At 73.4% G+C, this 19955-nt stretch carries 15 protein-coding genes; 13 read left to right on the top strand and 2 right to left on the bottom strand.

Annotated elements, in window-relative coordinates:
- Positions 1–44: 44 nt before the first annotated feature.
- From ACLBXO_RS03975 to ACLBXO_RS03945, 7 genes are all read left to right on the top strand, one after another.
- Positions 45–1646: a YcaO-like family protein gene (locus tag ACLBXO_RS03975; protein ID WP_447684569.1), complete on the top strand. Its 1602-nt coding sequence runs from the start codon at positions 45–47 to the stop codon at positions 1644–1646.
- Positions 1643–2515, top strand: coding sequence for a sugar phosphate isomerase/epimerase family protein (locus ACLBXO_RS03970; RefSeq protein ID WP_331313543.1), 873 nt, complete (start codon positions 1643–1645; stop codon positions 2513–2515). The genes ACLBXO_RS03975 and ACLBXO_RS03970 overlap by 4 nt, the downstream gene beginning before the upstream one ends.
- 310 nt (positions 2516–2825) lie before the next feature.
- Complete coding sequence (locus ACLBXO_RS03965) at positions 2826–4064, top strand: glycosyltransferase family 4 protein (protein ID WP_331313544.1); 1239 nt, start codon at positions 2826–2828, stop codon at positions 4062–4064.
- Between the two features lie 39 nt (positions 4065–4103).
- Positions 4104–4862 carry a PIG-L deacetylase family protein gene (locus tag ACLBXO_RS03960; protein WP_331313545.1) on the top strand — a complete coding sequence of 253 codons (759 nt, stop codon included), beginning with the start codon at positions 4104–4106 and terminating at the stop codon, positions 4860–4862.
- Positions 4852–5481, top strand: a complete 630-nt coding sequence (locus ACLBXO_RS03955) for a uracil-DNA glycosylase (RefSeq protein ID WP_447684568.1) — start codon at positions 4852–4854, stop codon at positions 5479–5481. The genes ACLBXO_RS03960 and ACLBXO_RS03955 overlap by 11 nt, the downstream gene beginning before the upstream one ends.
- 151 nt (positions 5482–5632) lie before the next feature.
- Complete coding sequence (locus ACLBXO_RS03950) at positions 5633–6721, top strand: lysylphosphatidylglycerol synthase domain-containing protein (protein WP_331313546.1); 1089 nt, start codon at positions 5633–5635, stop codon at positions 6719–6721.
- A 19-nt stretch (positions 6722–6740) separates the two neighbouring features.
- Positions 6741–8012 (top strand): ATP-binding protein, encoded by a 1272-nt coding sequence (locus tag ACLBXO_RS03945; protein ID WP_447684567.1) that lies wholly within the window; start codon positions 6741–6743, stop codon positions 8010–8012.
- On the opposite strand, the gene ACLBXO_RS03940 is transcribed toward ACLBXO_RS03945, so the two are convergent.
- A complete protein-coding gene (locus tag ACLBXO_RS03940) occupies positions 7994–8605 on the bottom strand; it encodes a glutathione S-transferase family protein (RefSeq protein WP_447684566.1) in 612 nt (203 codons plus the stop codon). The two genes, ACLBXO_RS03945 and ACLBXO_RS03940, sit on opposite strands and share 19 nt — an antisense overlap.
- 174 nt (positions 8606–8779) lie before the next feature.
- Here ACLBXO_RS03940 and ACLBXO_RS03935 point away from each other — a divergent pair, with 174 nt between their 5' ends.
- From ACLBXO_RS03935 to chrA, 4 genes are all read left to right on the top strand, one after another.
- Positions 8780–11257: a heavy metal translocating P-type ATPase gene (locus ACLBXO_RS03935; RefSeq protein ID WP_447684565.1), complete on the top strand. Its 2478-nt coding sequence runs from the start codon at positions 8780–8782 to the stop codon at positions 11255–11257.
- A complete protein-coding gene (gene cueR / locus ACLBXO_RS03930; protein WP_447684564.1) occupies positions 11254–11712 on the top strand; it encodes a Cu(I)-responsive transcriptional regulator in 459 nt (152 codons plus the stop codon). The genes ACLBXO_RS03935 and cueR overlap by 4 nt, the downstream gene beginning before the upstream one ends.
- Before the next feature lie 65 nt (positions 11713–11777).
- Positions 11778–12950: a M20 aminoacylase family protein gene (locus tag ACLBXO_RS03925; RefSeq protein WP_447684563.1), complete on the top strand. Its 1173-nt coding sequence runs from the start codon at positions 11778–11780 to the stop codon at positions 12948–12950.
- Positions 12908–14290 (top strand): chromate efflux transporter, encoded by a 1383-nt coding sequence (gene chrA / locus ACLBXO_RS03920; protein WP_447684562.1) that lies wholly within the window; start codon positions 12908–12910, stop codon positions 14288–14290. The genes ACLBXO_RS03925 and chrA overlap by 43 nt, the downstream gene beginning before the upstream one ends.
- Positions 14291–14327: 37 nt before the next feature.
- On the opposite strand, the gene ACLBXO_RS03915 is transcribed toward chrA, so the two are convergent.
- The gene (locus tag ACLBXO_RS03915) at positions 14328–15728 is read right to left on the bottom strand and encodes a leucyl aminopeptidase family protein (RefSeq protein WP_331313549.1); all 1401 of its coding nucleotides are present in this window, start codon (positions 15726–15728) and stop codon (positions 14328–14330) included.
- A 129-nt stretch (positions 15729–15857) separates the two neighbouring features.
- Here ACLBXO_RS03915 and ACLBXO_RS03910 point away from each other — a divergent pair, with 129 nt between their 5' ends.
- Together ACLBXO_RS03910 and acnA are read left to right on the top strand one after the other, a co-directional pair.
- Positions 15858–16673: a tetratricopeptide repeat protein gene (locus tag ACLBXO_RS03910; RefSeq protein WP_419539320.1), complete on the top strand. Its 816-nt coding sequence runs from the start codon at positions 15858–15860 to the stop codon at positions 16671–16673.
- A 414-nt stretch (positions 16674–17087) separates the two neighbouring features.
- Positions 17088–19787 (top strand): aconitate hydratase AcnA, encoded by a 2700-nt coding sequence (acnA, locus tag ACLBXO_RS03905; protein ID WP_331313551.1) that lies wholly within the window; start codon positions 17088–17090, stop codon positions 19785–19787.
- Positions 19788–19955: the final 168 nt, after the last annotated feature.

The following is a 19955-nucleotide window of genomic DNA, read 5'->3' as shown; positions in this document are numbered from 1 at the left end:
ACGGAGCCGGGAAGGCAGGCGGTCGCGGCAGACGGGAACACGACGTGAGCAACGCAGACGCCTTCCACGACCAGGACGACCGGGCGCGCCACGCGCGGATCAAGGCGCCGCGCCCCTATCGGTTCGGCGCCGCGCGGCCGATCGAGGGCCTGCCCGGGACCCTGCCCGATCCCGTCAGGGCCTATCTCGACGTCCTGCCGGAAGGGCGCGTCGTCGGCTTCCCCCTGGCGCCCCTGGACCGCACCGGCATCCCGGTCTGGTTCGTGGCTTTGTTCCTCGACGACCCGTTCTTCGTCGGCGCGATGCCCTCCGGCATCGGCTACGGCGCGACCGACGACGAGGCGCTGATCGGTGCCGTCGCGGAGATCGCCGAGAACCTGATGCCGTCCCTCGCGGTGCTGCCGCGGGCCAAGGAGCGGGCGAGCTACAATGATCTGGCTCGCGTCTACGGCACGAAATCCGTCGCGGATCCGCTGACCCTCTGCCTGCCCGCCGGCTCCCCGGTCGGCCGCGACACGGAGCTGGAATGGACGCCGAGCGTCCGCCACGCCACCGGCGAGATCGTGCTGATGCCGCTCGACGTCGCGGCGACCGATTATTTCGAGCTGTCGGAGGGCTACAAGCCCTTCACCAACCTGATCACCAACGGCCTCGGCGCCGGGCCCGACGTGCCCTTCGCGCTCGGCCACGGCGTGCTGGAGCTGCTCCAGCGGGACGGCAACGGCCTGCTGTTCCGGGCCCTCGACCAGGGCGTGATGCTCGATCTCGACGGCATCGGCCCGGAGAACGCCGCGATGCTGGCCCGTCTGAAGGAACTCGGCATCCGGGCGCTGCCGAAATTCGCCACCGACCAGTTCGGCCTGACCAATCTCTACGTCGTCGGCTACGACGAGGATCCGGCGCGCACCCCGGCGCCGATCGCCCTCTCGGCCTGCGGCGAGGCCTGCGACCCGGACCGGGAGCGGGCTCTGCGCAAGGCGCTCCTGGAGTTCCAGGCCGCCCGGGTGCGCAAGACCTTCGGCCACGGCCCCCTCGACATGGCCGCCACGGTAACCCCACCGGGTTACATCGACGCCTTCATCCAGAAGGCGCTGCCCAGCCTGGACCTCGAGGAGAGCCGCGCCCTGCAGGCGATGCTCGAATGGATCGAGATGCCCGCTGCCGACCTGCGCGGCGTGCTGGCCGACACCGTGTATTCGGAGCGGAGCACCAAGCGGTTCTCAGAGCTGCCCTCCACCCAGGCCCCGGACGGACACGCACGGGGGAAGATCGCCTGCGACCGTCTGCTCGAGGCCGGGTTCGACGTGCTCTACGTCGACTGCACGCCGCCCGGCGGCGGGGTCGGCGTCGTGAAGGCGATCGTGCCGGGGCTCGAGGTCGAGACCATGAGCTACTACCGGATCGGCGAGCGCAATACGCGCAAGCTCCTCGACCGCGACCACCCGCTGATCCAGTTCGGCGCCGAGAGCGAGACCCTGCGGCCGGTGCGCCTCACGCCGGAGGCCCTGGAGCGGTTCGGCGGCCAGCCGCTGTTCGACGTGGCCCTGGCCGAGCGGATCGTCGGGCGGCACTATCCGCTCTACCGCGAGCCGGAATCGCACCACGCGCCGTTCCGCCTCGCCCAGCGGAAGGGGAGGGCGGCGTGACGCTCCGGTTCGCCTACAACACCAACGGCGCGGCCAATCACCGCCTCGACGACGCGATCCACCTGATCAAGGCGGCGGGCTACGACGGCGTGGCGCTCACGCTCGACATCCACCACCTCGACCCGTTCTCCGACACCTGGGCGGCGGAAGCCGGCCGGGTCGCGAGCCTGCTGGAGAAGCTGGAGCTGACCTGCGTCATCGAGACGGGCGCCCGCTTCCTGCTCGATCCCTCCGCCAAGCACGAGCCGACGCTGGTGACCGCCGACGCCGCGGGCCGCGCCCGGCGCGTGGGCTTCCTCAAGCGGGCGATCGAGATCGGCGCCATGCTCTCCGCCGAGGCGGTCTCGTTCTGGGCCGGCGTGCCGAAGCCCGGCGTCGATCACGGCGAGGCCCGGCGCTGGCTGGAGGAGGGGCTGCACGAGGTCGCTGCCTTCGCGACCGAGTCCGGCGTCGTGCCGTGCCTGGAGCCCGAGCCCGGCATGCTGATCGAGACGCTCGACGATTACGCGGCGCTCGACGTGCCGGGGCTGAAACTCGCCCTCGACACCGGCCACTGCCTCGTGACCGGCGAGCGCGAGCCGGCGGCGGCCGTGCGGGAATTCACCGACCGCATCGGCACTGTGGCGATCGAGGACATGAAGCGCGGCAGCCACATCCACCTGCCCTTCGGCGAGGGCGACATGGACGTGCCGGGCGTGCTGGAAGCCCTGGAGGAGGTCGGCTTCGGCAAGCTGATCTGCGTCGAGCTGTCCCGCGAGAGCCACCGGGCCGACGTGATGATCCCGCAGGCGCTGGAGTACCTCCGCGGCTGCCGGCGCCCCGGGCCGGTGCTTGCCGGCGAGCAGGAGACCCGGCGGCAATGGCAGTGAACATGGCCGTTTCAGCTGATCACACGCAGACCACCGTCTCGGCATGGCGCGGGCCTCGGCTCCCGTCGGGCGTGCTGATGCTGGTGTCCGTTGCGACCACGCTGCTTCAGGAGCGGGCGCAGGTCCCCTCTCCCGCGCGGGAGAGGGACAGGGTGAGGGGTGAGAACTGTCCGAATGAAGCGCGACCGGCGCAGACGTCGTTGGTGCGCTTTGTCCTGAGATCTCTCGTCACTCACCCTAACCCTCTCCCGCACGAGAGAGGGGGCAGGTCGTGCTCCGCCACCAACGGACTGCGCCCCACGGTGCAACGATGAGAATCCTCTTCCTCAGCCGCCGCTACTTCCCGGCGATATCCGGCATGAGCGTCTACGCGCAGAACCTGCTGCGCGAGCTGGTCGGCGCCGGCCACGACGTCACGATGATCTCGCAGTACCGGGGCGACGCCTTCGGCACCCGGGTCTACGGGGGCGGGCCGCCCCCGCCGGTGCCGGGCGTGCGGGTGATCGGCCTGGAGCAGCTCGGTGAGCAGGCGTCGGGCGATTTCGAGCGCGACATCGCCGCGATGGTGGACGCGATCTGCCGCGAGCACGCTCGACAACCCTTCGACATCTTGCACGCCCAGTACGGCTACCCCACCGGCTGGGCCGTCCTGCTCGCCGCGCGCGAACTCGGCGTGCCGAGCGTCGTCTCGATCCAGGGCGGCGACGGCCACTGGGTCGGCTCCTGCTGCGAGACCCACCGGGTCGCCATGTGCGAGGTGCTGGCCCACGCCAACGCGCTGCTGATCGGCGGCGCCTCCTTCGTGGACGAGGTCTGCGAGCGGCTCGGGTCGGACCCCGCCCGCTTCACGATCGTGCCCGGCGCGGTCGACACCGACCGGTTCGCGCAGGGCACGCCCGACGGGCTGCCGGCGCCCCATGCCGGCCCGGTGCGGCTGTTCTACCACGGCCGGGTCGACCGCCGGAAAGGCGTGCTCGACTTCATCGAGGCCCTGGCGATCCTGCGCGCGCAGGGCACGCCGTTCGCCGCCACCATCTCGGGGATCGGACCCGACGTGGACCCGGCCAAGGCGCTCGCCGCCGAGCGCGGCTTCTCGGAGCGCGAGATCGCCTTCACGGGCTACGCCGAGTACGGCTCCGTGCCCGACCTCTACCGCCACGCCGACGTGTTCGTCTCGCCGACCTACGCGGAGGGCTTCTCCAACACGATCCTGGAGGCGCTCGCGGCCGGGCTCGCCACCGTCTCGTGCCACGCGGTCGGCGTCTCGGACTGCCTGCGCGACGGGGAGAACGGGCTGCTGGTCAACCCGGGCGACGTCCCGGCGCAGGCCGCCGCGCTCACCCGGGTCATCGCGGACGCGGATCTGCGCCGCCGCATCGCGACGGCCGGCCTGGAAGAGTGCCGACGGGTCTACTCGTGGCACGCGGTCGGGCGGCAGATCATGGACGTCTACGCCCGCGTGCGCGGCGAGCGGCCGGCCACCGGCTTCTCGCCGGACCTGCCCCACGATCCGACCTGCCGCTTCCGCGCCGAGCCGCACCTGCTCTGAGCGCGGGTTGGAAACCATCGAGACCGTCGCACCCGAACGATGCCCACCGCGCTCGCCCTCTCGCCCCATCTCGACGACGCGGCCTTCTCGTGCGGCGGCCTCCTGGCAAGCCTCGCGCAAGCTGACTGGCGCGTGGTGATGGCGACCCTGTTCACCGGCAGCGTCGCCGAGCCGAGGGGCTTCGCGCTCGCCTGCCAGCTGGACAAGGGGCTGGGACCGGAGATCGACTACATGGCCCTGCGCCGGGACGAGGATGTCCGCGCGGCCGCGGCGCTCGGCATCGCGCCGCCCGTCCACCTGCCGTTCCGGGAGGCACCGCACCGAGGCTACGGCTCGGCGCCGGAGCTCTTCGCCGACACCCGCGCCGACGATTGCGTCGCGGCCGATCTGGCGCCGGCCATCGCGGGGCTGATCGCCGCGGAGGGCCCTGACCTCCTCCTCGCCCCGCAGGCGATCGGCGGCCATGTCGATCACGTCCAGGCGGTGCGGGCGCTGCGCGGCCTCGCGCCGGCGCAGCCGATCCTGTGGTGGCGCGACTTCCCCTACACGGTGCGGGAGGCCGCCCCGAAGGAACCCCTCGCCGACCTGTTCGCCGACCTCGCCGAGCCCGCGATGCGCCTCGCCCCGGACGCGCAGGCCCGGAAGCGCGCCGCCTGCGCGGCCTATGCCAGCCAGATCGGCTTCCAGTTCGGCGGCGTGGCCGGCCTCGACGCGCGCCTCGCCCGGGAACAGGGCACCGAGCGCTTCCGCCGGTCCGGCCGCCTCGGCCCCGCGATCCCCGGTCTCGATGCCGGCTGAGCCGCGGGCGCCGAAGGCGCTGGCCGATCCGGAAGCCCTCGCGGCCCGCCGCGCCCTGATCGACAGCCCCCACATCGCCCCGATCCGGGCGCTGGCGGCGACCATCGCGGCCGAGCGCGGCGCCCCGGTCCCGGCGCCCGACCCCTTGGACGGCGGCGTCGGCGCGCGGATGCTCCTCCTCCTCGAGACCCCCGGCCCGGCGGTCCTGCGCACCGGCTTCGTCACCCGCGACAGCGCGAACGGCACCGCCGCCAACCTGTTCCGCTTCCTCGCCGAGGCCGGGCTCAGCCGGGCCGACACGCTGATCTGGAACGCGGTCCCCTGGCTCATCCACGCCGAGGGCGCCCGCAACCGGGCGCCCCGCCGGGCGGAGGTCGCGGCGGCCGCGCCCTACCTGGCCCCGCTCCTCGACCTGCTGCCGCGCCTCGCCGTGGCGGTGCTGGCCGGCCGCTTCGCCGGGGAGGCGGCGCCCGCCCTCGCGGTTTTCCGCGCCGACCTGCCGGTCATCCGCGTGCCGCACCCGAGCCCGACCTATGTCTGCACCGCGCCGGAAGTGCCCGCGCGGATCCGGCGCGGCCTCGCGGAGGCGGCCGCGATCCTCGGACGAACCTCCGGCTGAGGATAGATCGCCCGTCACGGGCCTGCCTTCCCTGGCCTTGCGCCCCGGTTCGGCCTACATGCGGGGCAACGGGCCGCGGTCCGGGAGATTCCGGCACGGGCTGACGGCCTTCGGCCGGGCCGCGCAGCCGGAAGGGCGGACGCCGATCGGCATGAATTTTCAGGGACAGCACCGGGGACCGGCCGAGCCGGTCGAGCCGGTCCAGCACGATGCCGAAGGGGGCTCGAAGCGGAAGAGCCTGAGCAGCCGCTATGCCTGGATCGGCACGGCGGCCAGCATCGTGCTGTTCGCGGTCTCCCTCGGCGTCCTGTGGAAGCTCGTGCAGAGCGTCAGCTGGGCGGAGGTGCGCAGCGCCATCGCGGCCGCGACCGCCGAGCAGCTCGGCCTCGCTTTCCTATTCGTCGGCGTCAGCTACCTGTTCCTGACCGGCTACGACGCGCTGGCCCTGCGCCAGCTCAAGATCAAGGTGCCCTACCGGATCACCGCGCTCGCCTCGTTCACGAGCTACGCCGTGAGCTTCACCCTCGGCTTCCCGCTGCTCACCGCCGGGACGATCCGCTACTGGATCTACGCCCGGCAGGGGCTCTCGACGGCCAAGATCGCCGCGCTCACCGTCATCGCCGGCTTCACCTTCTGGCTCGGCATGGGCGTGGTGCTGGGCCTGAGCCTCATCATCGAGGCCGGCCAGCTCGCCGGGCTCGCCTTCACGTCGATCCGGATCAACCAGGGCGTCGGCCTCGCGGCGCTCGCCCTGGTGCTCGGCTACCTCGCCTGGGTCTCGGCCAAGAAGCGCAGCATCACCGTCAAGCAGTGGCGCCTGGAGCTGCCCGGGGCCTCGGTCTCGATCGGCCAGATGATCGTCGGCATCGGCGACGTCTGCGCGGCGGCGGCGGTGCTCTACGTGCTGCTGCCCCAGGAGACGACGCTCGGCTTCACCACGTTCCTGGCGATCTACGTGCTCGCCGCCATGCTGGGCATCGCGTCCAACGCGCCGGGCGGCATCGGCGTGTTCGAGGCGACGATCCTGCTCGCGCTGTCGAGCCTCCCGCGCAACGAGGTGCTGACCTCGCTGCTGCTGTTCCGGGGCTGCTACTACGTCGTCCCGTTCGTGACCGCCCTGGCGATGCTCGGCCTCTACGAGATCGTGAAGCGCGCGGGTGGCGCCCGCGATCCCGGCCCGCCGGAGGGCACGGCCGGACCGTCCGGCCGCGCGTGGCACGACGAGTCCGAGCCCCGCTGATCGGCCGGCCGCGCCCGCCATGTCCGGCCGCCTGCGCAGCTCCCCCGCCTGGACCGGCGCCGCCATCGCCGCGGGCCTGTTCGGGCTCGCCGCCGCCCTGTCCGGCCGACTCGACCTCCCGCTGATCCTGATCGGCCTCGCGGCGGTCTGCCTGGGCGGCTGGCTCGGCGGCCGCGGCCGCGAGGCCCCCGTCCCGCGACCGGCCGCCACCACGCCGCGCCACGCCGTCGCGGAGGCGCTGCTCGCCCACGTGCCGGATCCGGTCATCCTGGTCGACCGGCGGACCCTGGTGCTGGAGGCCAATCCCGCCGCCCGCGCGCTGCTGCCGGCCCTGCATCAGGCCCGGCCGCTGTCCTTCGCGCTCCGCGACCCGGAGGTCCTCGACGGCATCGAGGCGGTGCTGAGTTCCGGCCTCCCGCGCCGCGTCGCGCTGTCGACCCGGGTGCCGCTGGAGCGGACCTTCGACGTCCAGATCGGCGCCCTGCCGATGCCCGACGGCTCCGGCGTCAGCGCGCTGCTGTTCCTGCGCGACCTCACCTCGGCCCGGCGCCTGGAGGCGATGCGGGTCGATTTCGTCGCCAACGCCAGCCACGAGCTGCGCACGCCGCTCGCTACCCTGATCGGCTTCATCGAGACCCTGCAGGGGCCGGCCCGCGACGACGCGCGGGCCCGGGAGCGCTTCCTGGAGATCATGCGCGTCCAGGCCCTGCGGATGACGCGGCTGATCGACGACCTGCTGTCGCTGTCGCGGATCGAACTGCGCGAGCACGTCGCCCCCACAGCGGTGGTCGATCTCAAGGCACTCGCCCGCCAGATGGTCGACGCCCAGGGGCCGCCGGCCGAGGCGCGGGGCGCCGCGATCCGGCTGGAGGAGGGGGCGGGCCCCTACGCGGTCCCCGGCGACGCCGACGAGCTGGCGCGGGTGATCGAGAACCTGATCGAGAACGCGGTGAAGTACGGCGGCGGGCGGATCAGCGTCGGGCTCGCCCGCGAGGACGACCCCCGGCTCGGCCGCCGCGTCGTCCTGTCGGTGGCCGATGACGGGCCGGGCATCCCGCCCGAGCACATCCCGCGGCTGACGGAGCGCTTCTACCGGGTCGACGTGGCCTCGAGCCGCGCCCGCGGCGGCACGGGGCTGGGGCTCGCCATCGTCAAGCACAGCCTCAACCGCCACCGCGGCCGCCTCGCCATCGAGAGCGTGGCCGGCGAGGGGACGACCGTGCGGGTCAGCCTGCCGGAATACGGCGCCGCGCCGCCGCAGCCCGCGGCCGATCAGGCCGGCCCGGCGTAGGGGCCGATCCCGAGCCCGCCCTCGACGCGCCCGACCCAGGCGCGGATCGCCGGGTACGCCGCCAGGTCGAAACCGCCCTCGCGGGCCATGCGGGTGTAGGCGACGAGGGCGACGTCCGCGAGGGTCAGGGTCTCGCCCGCCATGAACGCCGAGCGCGAGAGGGTGTCCTCCATCAGCCGCAGGGCGTCGGCGCCGCGCTCGGCGAGCTTCGGGTCGAGATCCTCGGGCGCCCGCCCGAGATAGTGGATCTGGTAGCGGCCAACCGCGATGTAGGGCTCGTGGCTGTACTGCTCCCAGAACATCCACTGCAGCATGCGGGCGCGCGGCAGGCGCTCCGCGGGCACCAGCGCGGAGCCTTCCGCGAGGTAGACGATGATCGCGTTCGATTCCGACAGCACGGTGCCGTCGGGCAGGACGACGATCGGCACGCGGCCGGCGGGGTTCAGGGCGAGGAACTCGGGTCTGCGCGTCCCGCCGCCCGGGACGTCGACGTCGCGCCAGACCGCCGGGATGCCGAGATGGGCCGCGACCCACTTGACCTTGAGGCAGTTCCCGGAACCCGGGTCGCCGTAGATCGTCAGCGGTTCGCTCATCCGTGTCCCCGTCGCTCCGGCAGGGCGGCGACCTTGGCCGGGCGCGCGCGATTCGACAACGGCGTCTCTGCCTCCGCCGGACCGCTCCGGAGCGTCGCCCGCGGACCCCTTGACCTTCCCATTATGGGAAGCCCCATCTGACCGGGCATGGATGCCTCGAACCGGATCACCGCCATGTCGCGATCGGTCGCCCTGACCCTCCCCGTCGAGGGTATGTCCTGCGCCTCCTGCGTCGGCCGCGTCGAGCGCGCCCTCGCGGCGCTGCCCGGCGCGCGGGACGTGGCGGTGAACCTCGCCACCCACCGCGCCAGCCTCGTCCTCGACGGGGCGACGAGCCCGGGCGACGTCGCGACGGCGCTCGCGGAGGCCGGCTACCCCGTGCCCGAGACGCAGAGCCTGCTGGCCGTCGAGGGGATGTCCTGCGCGAGCTGCGTGGGCCGCGTCGAGCGGGCGCTGGCCGCCGTGCCGGGGGTGACCGGGGCCGGCGTCAACCTCGCCGCCGGCCGGGCCGCGATCCGCCATCCCGAGGGCGTGGTGTCGATGGAGGCGCTGGTGGCGGCCGTGGAGACGGCGGGCTACGAGGCCCGGCCGGTCGACGCCGGCCACCCGGTCGACCCCTCAGCCCGTCAGGCCGAGGAGGGGCGCGCCCTGCGCCGCGACCTGATCGTCGCCGCCCTGCTGTCGGCGCCCGTCGTGGTCCTCGACATGGGCGGCCACCTCCTGCCCGCCCTGCACGCTGGCCCGGTGACGGCCCTGGTCCAGGCCGCGCTGGCGACCCTGGTCCTCGCCGGCCCCGGGCGGCGCTTCTTCCTGCGGGGCGTTCCGGGCCTGCTGCGCGGCCATCCCGACATGAACGCCCTGGTCGCCCTCGGGGCCGGCGCCGCCTACCTGTACTCGCTGGTCTCGACCCTGGCGCCCGACCTTCTGCCGGCGGGGGCGGCGCACCTCTATTTCGAGGCGAGCGTCCTGATCGTCACGCTGATCCTCCTCGGCCGGACGCTGGAGGCCCGCGCCAGGGGGCGCACGGGTCAGGCGATCGCGCGGCTGATGGACCTGACGCCGAAGACCGCCCGGGTCGTCCGCGACGCCGCGGAGACCGAGGTTCCCCTCGACACCCTGCGCCTCGGCGACGTCGTCCGGGTGCGTCCGGGCGAGCGGGTGGCGGCGGACGGCGCCGTGGTCTCCGGCACCAGCCATGTCGACGAGAGCATGGTGACGGGTGAGCCCGCGCCGGTGCGCAAGGGCCCGGGCGATTCCGTGGTCGGCGGGACGCTCAACGGCCGCGGCAGCCTCGACCTGCGGGTCGAGGCCGTCGGCGGCGCTACCGTGGTGGCGCAGATCGCCGCCATGGTGGAGCGCGCCCGGGGCGGCAAGCTGCCGATCCAGGCGCTGGTCGATCGCGTCACCGGGCGGTTCGTGCCGGCGGTGATCGGCATCGCCGCGGTGACCTTCCTGGCCTGGCTGATCCTGGCGCCGGCCCCGGCGCTGGGTCCGGCCCTGGTCAACGCCGTCGCGGTGCTGATCATCGCCTGCCCCTGCGCCATGGGACTCGCGACGCCCACCGCCATCATGGTCGGCACCGGGCGCGCGGCGGCGCGCGGCGTGCTGTTCCGCGACGGCGCGGCGCTGCAGGGTCTGCGCGACGTGCGGGTGGTGGCCCTCGACAAGACCGGCACCCTGACCGAGGGCCGCCCGCGCCTCACCGAGATCGTCCCGGCCGAAGGCGTCGCGGAGGATGCGGCGCTGGCCCTCGCCGCCGCTCTGGAGACCCGCTCCGAGCACCCGCTGGCCGGCGCCGTCGTGGCGGCCGCCCGCGAGCGCGGCCTCGACCTGCCGGAACCGGACAGCTTCGAGGCGGTGGCGGGCTTCGGGATCGCCGGACGGGTCGAGGGCCGGGCCGTGGCCCTCGGCGCCCCGCGCTACCTGGAGCGCCTCGGCATCGCCCTCGACCCGGATCTCGCCGCCCGTGCCGAGGCGGTGGCGGGCGCGGGGCGGAGCCCGATCCACCTCGTCCTCGACGGCCGCCACGCCGCGATCCTGGCGGTGGCCGATCCCGTGAAATCCGGCGCCCGCGCGGCGGTCGCGGCCCTGAAGGCGCGCGGCCTCGCGGTGGCGATGGTCACGGGCGACGATCCCGTCACCGCCGCCGGCGTGGCGCGCAGCCTCGGCATCGACGCCGTGGCCGCCGGCGTGCTGCCCGGCGGGAAGGTCGAGGCGGTCCAGCGGTTCCGGGCACAGCACGGGCCGGTGGCCTTCGTGGGCGACGGCATCAACGACGCGCCGGCCCTGGCCGAGGCCGATGTCGGGCTGGCGATCGGCACCGGCACCGACATCGCCGTCGAGAGCGCCGACGTGGTGCTGATGTCGGGCGATCTCGAGGCCCTGGTCGAGGCTCTGGCGCTGTCGCGGGCGGTCATGGCCAATATCCGCCAGAACCTGTTCTGGGCCTTCGCCTACAACGCCGCGCTGATCCCGGTGGCGGCCGGCGTGCTGGTGCCTTTCGGCGGCCCGGCCCTGTCGCCGGTCCTGGCCGCCGGCGCCATGGCGTTCTCGAGCGTGTTCGTCCTCGGCAACGCCCTGCGGCTGCGGCGGGCCGGCGGGCGGCCTGCGGTCGCCGAGGCACCCGCCCGCGCCGCGACGAGGCCGGCATGACCGGGGCGATCCTGACGATCGGCGAGGCGGCGCGCCGGACGGGCGTCTCGGCCAAGATGATCCGCTGGTACGAGGCGACAGGCCTGCTGCCGCCGGCCGCCCGGTCCGAGGCCGGCTACCGCCACTACGGCGAGGCGGACCTGCACACGCTCCGCTTCATCCGCCGCGCCCGCGACCTCGGCTTCAGCGTGGACGCGATCGCGGATCTCCTGGCGCTGTGGCGCGACCGCGCCCGGCCGAGCGCCGGGGTGAAGGCGATCGCGCAGGAGCAGATCGCCGATCTGCGCCGCCGCATCGCCGAGATGGAGGGCATGGCCCGGACGCTGGAGCATCTGGCGGAGGCCTGCTGCGGCGACGCGCGTCCAGAATGTCCGATCCTCGATGACCTCGCGGCGCCGGATCACCGGCCGACGCCGCAGCGGGCGATCCGCGCGCTCGCCAAGCGTGGCCGTTGACGGCGGCTCTGGCCCCGGCTTTGCTGGTCCGGCCCACCCGCAAAGGCCACGAGAGCCCCGACCCGATGCCCGTCCTCGAACGGATCCGCGCCTTCGCCGACACGATGACGGCGTGGCGGCACGAGATGCACGCTCATCCCGAGCTGCTCTACGACGTCGACCGCACCGCCGGCTTCGTCGCCGAGACGCTGCGGTCCTTCGGTTGCGACGAGGTCGTCACCGGTATCGGCCGCACCGGGGTGGTGGGCGTCATCCGCGGCCGGGGACGCAGCTCGAACCGCGCCATCGGCCTGCGCGCCGACATGGACGCCCTGCCGATCCAGGAGGTGCGCGACCTGCCCTACCGCTCGACCGTGCCGGGCAAGATGCACGCCTGCGGCCACGACGGGCACACCGCCATGCTGCTCGGCGCCGCCAAGTACCTCGCCGAGACCCGGGATTTCGACGGGGCGGCCGTGCTGATCTTCCAGCCCGCCGAGGAGGGCGGCGGCGGCGGCGAGGCCATGGTCGACGACGGCCTGATGGAGCGGTTCGGGATCGAGTCGGTCTACGGGATGCACAACATCCCCGGGATGGCGGTCGGCACCTTCGCGATCCGGCCGGGGCCGATCATGGCCTCGACCGACCGCTTCACGGTCACGATCGAGGGGCGGGGCGGGCACGCGGCCCTGCCGCAGAACGCCGTCGACAGCGTGCTCGTGGCGAGCCACGTGATCATCGCCCTGCAGAGCATCGTGTCGCGCAACCTCGACCCGGTGCAGTCGGCCGTGGTCTCGGTCTGCGCGCTGGAGGCCGGCGAGGCCTTCAACGTCCTGCCGCAGACCGTCACCATGCGGGGCACGATGCGCACCCTGTCGCAGGCCGTGCGCGGCCAGATCAAGGCGCGGATCGAGTCCCTGGTGGCCGAGATCGCCGGCGGCTTCGGCGCGCGGGGCCGGGTCGCGTACGGGGCGAGCTACCCGGTGACCGAGAACCATCCGGCCGAGACCGACTTCATGGCCGGCGTCGCCGAGGCGCTGGTCGGTGGGGAGAACGTCGACCGGGCGGTGGCGCCGATGATGACCGCCGAGGACTTCTCCTACATGCTCGGCCGCCGCCCCGGCGCGTACATGTTCATCGGCAACGGCGACAGTGCCTCGCTCCACCACCCGCACTACGACTTCAACGACGCGGCCGCGCCGTACGGGGCTTCCCTGTGGGCGCGCCTGATCGAGACCGGGCTGCCGCGGACCGCCTGAGCGCGCCGCCCGCCGCCCCGTCGCTGGCCGAGGCCGTCCCGGTCTGGCTGCGGGTGGCGGCGCTCTCCTTCGGCGGGCCGGCCGGGCAGATCGCCGTGATGCACCGCATCCTGGTGGAGGAGCGGCGCTGGATCTCCGAGCGGCGCTTCCTGCACGGTCTCGGGTTCTGCACCCTGCTGCCGGGGCCGGAGGCGCAGCAGCTCGCCACCTATATCGGCTGGCTGATGCACGGGTCGGCGGGCGGCCTCGTCGCCGGGGGGCTGTTCGTCCTGCCGGGGCTCCTCGCCCTGATGGCCCTGAGCTGGCTCTACGTGCTCTACGGCCATGTCGACGCGGTCGCCGGGCTGTTCTTCGGCCTCAAGGCGGCCGTGCTCGCCGTCGTGCTGCACGCCCTCTGGCGGCTCGGCGGCCGCGCCCTCCGTGACCGGGCGGACCGGCTCGTGGCGCTCGCCGCCTTCGTGGCGATCTTCGCCCTCGCGGTGCCGTTCCCGCTGGTGGTGATCGCCGCCGGCCTGCTCGGCCTCGCCCGCGGCCGGCGCCCGGCCGCCGAGAGCGCGGCCGATCCGGCCGCGGAGGCGGACGTCCTGATCGGTGAGGCGGCGCTGCCGCGGGAGCGCGTCGGCGCCGCGTCCTCCCTGCGGACGGCGGCGCTCTGGCTCGCGGTCTGGCTCCTGCCGGTGGCGGCGCTGCTCATCCTGCCCGGCGTGCCGCCGGTCTTCGGGCAGGTGGCGCTGTTCTTCTCCAAGATGGCCCTGGTGACCTTCGGGGGCGCCTACGCGGCGCTCGCCTACGTGGCGCAGCAGGCGGTGGAGCAGTTCGGCTGGCTCAAGCCCGGCGAGATGCTCGACGGGCTCGGCCTCGCCGAGACCACGCCCGGCCCGCTGATCATGGTGCTCCAGTTCGTGGGTTTCCTGGCGGGCTTCCGGGCGCCCGGCGCCCTGCCGCCGCTGCTCGCCGGGACGCTCGCCGGGCTGCTGACGACCTGGGTCACCTTCGTGCCGTGCTTCCTGTGGATCTTCGCGGGCGCCCCGCTGATCGGGCGCCTGCGCGGCAGCCGCCGGCTCGCGGGGGCGCTCTCGGCGATCACCGCCGCGGTGGCGGGCGTGATCCTCAACCTCGCGGTCTGGTTCGGGCTGCGGACGCTGTTCGCCCAGGTCGAGACGGTGCCGCTCGGGCCGCTCAGGCTCGACCTGCCGGTGCCGGGCAGCCTCGATCCGGCCGCCCTGCTGCTCACCCTGGCGGCGCTCCTCGCGGTCTTCCGGTTCGGGCTCGGGACGCTCCAGACCCTGGCCCTGTGCGCCGGGGCCGGGATCGTGCTGCGGCAGGCGGGGCTCGCCTGAGCCGCACCGTCATCGGGCGCGCAGCGAGGAGCGGTGGTCAGCCGCCGTAGCGGGCCTTCAGCAGCGCGTAGGTCAGCCGCGCGGTCTGGACCTCGCCGCCCTCCGGCCGGCCGGGCTTGGTCGAGGGGTTCCAGCCGTAGAGGTCGAAATGGCCGTGCGCCTTCGTGTTCGGCGCGAAGCGGCGCAGGAACAGGGCCGCGGTGATCGCCCCCGCGAACGGTCCGCCCGAGACGTTGTTGAGGTCGGCCACCTTGGAGTCGAGCAGGCTCGCGTAGGGCGCGTGCAGCGGCATGCGCCAGACCGGGTCGATCGCCGCCCGCCCGGCCCGCGCCACCGCCTCGGCCAGCGCGTCGTCCTCCGTGAAGAAGGCCGGCAGGTCCGGTCCGAGGGCCACCCGGGCCGCGCCGGTCAGGGTCGAGAAGTCGAGGATCAGCGCGGGCGCGTCCGCGTCCGCGAGGGCGAGGGCGTCGGCGAGGATCAGCCGGCCCTCCGCGTCGGTGTTGCCGATCTCGACGCTGAGCCCGGCCCGGCTCGGCAGGACGTCGCCGGGGCGGAAGGCGTTGCCGGCGACCGCGTTCTCCACCGCGGGGATCAGCAGGCGCAGGCGCAGGCGCAGGCCGGCGCCCATGACCATGTCGGCGGCGGCGAGCGCCGCGGCGGCGCCGCCCATATCCTTCTTCATCAGCAGCATCGCGGCCGACGGCTTGAGGTCGAGGCCGCCGGTGTCGAAGGCGACGCCCTTGCCGACCAGCGTGACGCGCGGCGCGTCCGCCGGCCCCCAGGTCAGGTCGATCAGCCGCGGTGCCCGGGGCGAGGCGGCGCCGACCGCGTGGATCAGCGGGTATCCCTCGGCGAGGGCCGCGCCCTGCGTGACGGTGACGGAGGCGCCGTGGCGGTCGCCGAGCGCCCGGGCGGCGGCCTCGATCTCGGCGGGTCCGAGATCGTTGGCCGGCGTGTTGACGAGATCCCGGCCCAGCGCCACCGCGGCCGCGATCCGCTCCACCTCGGCCGCGTCGATGCCGGCCGGCGCCGCGAGCCGGGCCTTGGTCCCGCCGCCGGTCCGGTAGCGGCCGAAGCGGTAGCTCCCCATCAGCCAAGCGAGGGCGGCCTCGGCCGGCTCGGGGGCGTCGTCGAGGCGGAAGGTCCCCTCCGGCAGCAGGCCGGGCAGCTTGCCGGCGAGCAGCCGGTCGTAGGCCGGGGCCTCAGGGTCGCCGAGGCCGAACAGGACCCGCGCGAGGCCGCCGTCCGGGCCGGGCAGGAGCGCGAGGCTGCCCGCCTTCGGCTTGAAGCCGATGGCCTGGGCGAAGCTCCGCTGGGCCGGCTCCAGGCCGGGTTCGACCGTCGCCCAGCTCCCGGTGGTGACCAGCGTCACCGGTACGGCCGGCGTGTCGCCGGGCAGGAGCCCGCGGGTCGTCGCCGGAATCTCGGCCTGGGTCATGTGCCTCTCGCGTGCCGCCCGGACCGGCGGCTTAACCGGTGATTAGGGTTAACGCTCTATCACCGGCCGGCCGGGAGCGTGAAGCGCGTGCCATCGCGCCCGGTCCAGATGCCGGCGGAGCGCACCATGATGACGGCCCTGTACCGGGTCACCCAGTCCCAGGCCCGCGCCGGACGCCGCGCCGCCCTCGCGGTCGCCGTCGTCGCGCTGGGCCTCGCCGGCTGCAACACCAGGTCGCCGGAGACGACCGGCTCGATCGGCCCCCTCGGCGGCCCGTCCGCCGCCGCGGCGCCGTCGCGGCAGGACATCGACCGGCTGGCCGAGCGCTTCAACGCCGACCCCGCCGACGCGCGCGCGGCGCTGGCCTACGCCCGCGCCCTGCGCGCCACCGATCAGATCAGCCAGGCCTCGGCGGTGCTGCAGCAGGCCGCCCTGCGCAACCCGCAGGATCGGGCCCTGCTCGGTGCCTACGGCAAGTCGCTGGTCGAGGCGGGCCGCTTCCGCGAGGCGATCGACGTGCTCGCCAACGCGCACACCCCCGCCAACCCCGACTGGCGCATCCTGTCGGCGCAGGGTTCGGCCTCCGCCCAGCTCGGCGAGCAGGCCCGCGCCCAGGGCTTCTACGAGGCCGCCCTCAAGATCCGGCCGAACGAGCCCTCGCTCCTGTCCAATCTCGGCCTGTCCTACGCGCTGTCGCGCAACCTCGACCAGGCCGAGCAGACCCTGCGGCTCGCCGCCGACCAGCCCGGGGCAGACGCCCGGGTGCGGGCGAACCTCGCCATGGTGCTCGGCCTCAAGGGCCGCTTCGCCGATGCCGAGGCCGTCCTGCGCCGCGACATGAGCGCCGAGGAGGCGGCGACCAACGTCGCCTCCCTGCGCCGGCTCGCGGCCCAGCCGAATCGGTCGAAGGCGCTGTCCGGCGCTGGCCTGCCGGGGCAGGGGTGATCGGGCGACCCGCCCGGCCCTGCGCGGCTCAGCCATGCCGGCCCTCACGCCGGCTCGACACCCCCGGTCCCGGCTCCGCGCCCCGGATCGGTGCTGCGCCGTCGCGCAGGACGCCTTCCGGACGCGTCCCAGCGCCCGGCCGCTGACCGCGCTCGCGCCCTCGCGCTCCGGGCCCGACAGGAAAACGCACCTGTCATGACGACCCGGTAGCGGCCAGATTCGAAAAGTTCTATATCCCTCCGCGGCTGCGCCGCGCGGCATCACGGGCGTCCAAATCGCCCCCGCGCATCGTCCTGCCCGGGCACTCCCGGGGCGGCGCGCGCCCGTCGGGCGCTAAACAGGCCGAACACGGATCTCGTAGCGCAGGTCTTGCCTGCGCGTGTTCGACAACCCGCAGCGAGGATAGAACCAGCCGTGCCCTCACTCGACAGCTTCAAGGCCCGCCAGACGCTCGAAGCCGGCGGCAAGACCTACACCTACTATTCCATCCCCGCGGCCGAGAAGAGCGGCCTCGCCTCGGCGGCCGCGCTGCCCTTCTCCATGAAGGTGATCCTGGAGAACCTGCTGCGCTACGAGGACGACCGCTCGGTCAAGAAGGCCGATATCGAGGCCGCCGTCGGCTGGCTCGACCAGAAGGGCAAGGCCGAGGTCGAGATCGCGTTCCGCCCGTCGCGCGTGCTGATGCAGGACTTCACCGGCGTCCCGGCCGTGGTCGACCTCGCCGCCATGCGCGACGCCATGGTGGCCCTCGGCGGCGACCCGCAGAAGATCAACCCGCTGGTGCCGGTCGATCTCGTCATCGACCACTCGGTGATCGTCGACGAGTTCGGCACCCCGAAGGCGCTGGCCGACAACGTCGCCCTGGAATACGAGCGCAACGGCGAGCGCTACACCTTCCTGAAGTGGGGCCAGTCGGCCTTCGACAACTTCTCAGTGGTCCCCCCGGGCACCGGCATCTGCCACCAGGTGAATCTGGAATACCTCGCCCAGACCGTCTGGACGAAGTCCGAGGACGGCTCCGACGTCGCCTACCCCGACTCGCTCGTCGGCACCGATTCGCACACCACCATGGTCAACGGCATGGCGGTTCTGGGCTGGGGCGTCGGCGGCATCGAGGCCGAGGCGGCCATGCTCGGCCAGCCGCTGTCGATGCTGATCCCCGAGGTCGTGGGCTTCAAGCTGTCGGGCAAGCTGCCCGAGGGCACCACCGCCACCGACCTCGTGCTCACCGTCACCCAGATGCTGCGCAAGAAGGGCGTGGTCGGCAAGTTCGTGGAGTTCTACGGCCCCGGCCTCGACGACATGGCGGTCGCCGACCGGGCCACGATCTCCAACATGGCGCCCGAGTACGGCGCGACCTGCGGCTTCTTCCCGGTCGACCAAAAGACCATCGACTTCCTGAAGGTCACCGGCCGGTCCGACGACCGGATCGCCCTGGTCGAGGCCTACGCCAAGGCGCAGGGCATGTGGCGCGACGCTCAGACCCCCGACCCGGTCTTCACCGACACGCTGGAACTCGACATGGGCCAGGTCCGGCCCTCGCTCGCCGGCCCGAAGCGCCCGCAGGACCGGGTGCTGCTGGACGGCGCCAAGGCGGGCTTCGCCGCCTCGATGGAGAGCGAGTTCAAGAAGGCCGCCGACCTCGCCCGCCGCTACCCCGTCGAGGGCACGAACTTCGACATCGGGCACGGTGACGTGGTGATCGCCGCGATCACGAGCTGCACCAACACGTCGAACCCCTCGGTGATGATCGGCGCGGGCCTGCTCGCCCGCAACGCCGTCGCCAAGGGCCTGCGCTCCAAGCCGTGGGTGAAGACCTCGCTCGCGCCCGGATCGCAGGTGGTCGGCGAGTACCTGGAGAAGTCCGGGCTTCAGGAGCCGCTCGACGCGCTCGGCTTCAACCTCGTGGGCTTCGGCTGCACGACCTGCATCGGCAATTCCGGCCCGCTGCCGGAGGCGATCTCGAAGGCGATCAACGACAACGACGTCGTCGCCGCGGCGGTGCTCTCGGGCAACCGCAACTTCGAGGGCCGCGTGAATCCCGACGTGCGGGCGAACTACCTCGCCTCGCCGCCGCTGGTCGTCGCCTACGCGCTGGCCGGCTCGCTCCAGATCGACATCACCACCGAGCCGCTCGGCCAGGGGTCGGACGGCAAGCCCGTCTACCTGAAGGACATCTGGCCGTCCTCCGCCGAGGTCCAGCAGTTCATCGAGGAGAACATCACCTCCGCGCTGTTCAAGTCCCGCTACGCGGACGTGTTCGGCGGCGACCAGAACTGGAAGGACGTCGAGGTCACCGAGGCCGAGACCTTCGCGTGGAACCCGGGCTCCACCTACGTGCAGAACCCGCCCTACTTCGTCGGCATGGAGAAGACCCCGAAGCCGGTCGAGGACATCGAGGGCGCCCGGATCCTCGGCCTGTTCCTCGACTCGATCACCACCGACCACATCTCGCCGGCGGGCAACATCCGCGCGGCCTCTCCGGCCGGCGAGTACCTGCAGTCGCATCAGGTGCGCGTGCAGGACTTCAACCAGTACGGCACGCGGCGCGGCAACCACGAGGTGATGATGCGGGGCACCTTCGCCAACATCCGCATCAAGAACCAGATGGTGAAGGACGCCTCCGGCGGCGTGGTCGAGGGTGGGTGGACGCACTTCCAGCCGTCCGGCGAGAAGATGTTCATCTACGACGCGGCGATGAAGTACGCCGAACAGGGCACGCCGCTCGTCATCTTCGCCGGCAAGGAGTACGGCACCGGCTCGTCGCGCGACTGGGCCGCGAAGGGCACGAAGCTGCTCGGCGTCCGCGCCGTGGTGGCCGAGAGCTTCGAGCGCATCCACCGCTCGAACCTCGTCGGGATGGGCGTGGTGCCGCTCGTCTTCCAGGGCGACACGAGCTGGCAGTCGCTGGGCCTGAAGGGTGACGAGACCGTCACGATCAAGGGCCTCGCCGGCGAGCTGAAGCCCCGCCAGACGCTCACCGCGGAGATCAAGTCCGCCGACGGCTCGGTGAAGCAGGTCCCGCTGACCTGCCGCATCGATACGCTCGACGAGCTCGAGTACTTCCGCAACGGCGGCATCCTGCCCTACGTGCTGCGCTCCCTCGCGGCGTGAGACCCCGGAGGGCAGCGTTCCCGCTGCCCGTGCAGACTTTAGGCGGCGCCCACCGGGTGCCGCCTGACTCGTTCTCGGTCGGAGCCGTCGTCCGACGCGCCACCCCGTCTTCGCGAGCGCAGCGAAGTCACCCAGGGGAACGCGACAGAGGAAGTCCTGGCGCCGGCT

It is taken from the genome of Methylobacterium sp. C33D (genome assembly GCF_053345825.1).
Note: the sequence above shows the minus strand (reverse complement) of the source record. Positions and strands in the feature narration are given on the sequence as shown.

Coding starts and splice junctions, on each gene's coding strand:
- cueR (WP_447684564.1), top strand. CDS start 11,254: ATGACCGGGGCGATCCTGACGATCGGCGAGGCGGCGCGCCGGACGGGC.
- ACLBXO_RS03915 (WP_331313549.1), bottom strand. CDS start 15,728: ATGACCCAGGCCGAGATTCCGGCGACGACCCGCGGGCTCCTGCCCGGC.
- ACLBXO_RS03925 (WP_447684563.1), top strand. CDS start 11,778: ATGCCCGTCCTCGAACGGATCCGCGCCTTCGCCGACACGATGACGGCG.
- ACLBXO_RS03965 (WP_331313544.1), top strand. CDS start 2,826: ATGAGAATCCTCTTCCTCAGCCGCCGCTACTTCCCGGCGATATCCGGC.
- ACLBXO_RS03940 (WP_447684566.1), bottom strand. CDS start 8,605: ATGAGCGAACCGCTGACGATCTACGGCGACCCGGGTTCCGGGAACTGC.
- ACLBXO_RS03945 (WP_447684567.1), top strand. CDS start 6,741: ATGTCCGGCCGCCTGCGCAGCTCCCCCGCCTGGACCGGCGCCGCCATC.
- ACLBXO_RS03910 (WP_419539320.1), top strand. CDS start 15,858: ATGACGGCCCTGTACCGGGTCACCCAGTCCCAGGCCCGCGCCGGACGC.
- ACLBXO_RS03960 (WP_331313545.1), top strand. CDS start 4,104: ATGCCCACCGCGCTCGCCCTCTCGCCCCATCTCGACGACGCGGCCTTC.
- ACLBXO_RS03935 (WP_447684565.1), top strand. CDS start 8,780: ATGTCGCGATCGGTCGCCCTGACCCTCCCCGTCGAGGGTATGTCCTGC.
- ACLBXO_RS03950 (WP_331313546.1), top strand. CDS start 5,633: ATGAATTTTCAGGGACAGCACCGGGGACCGGCCGAGCCGGTCGAGCCG.
- ACLBXO_RS03955 (WP_447684568.1), top strand. CDS start 4,852: ATGCCGGCTGAGCCGCGGGCGCCGAAGGCGCTGGCCGATCCGGAAGCC.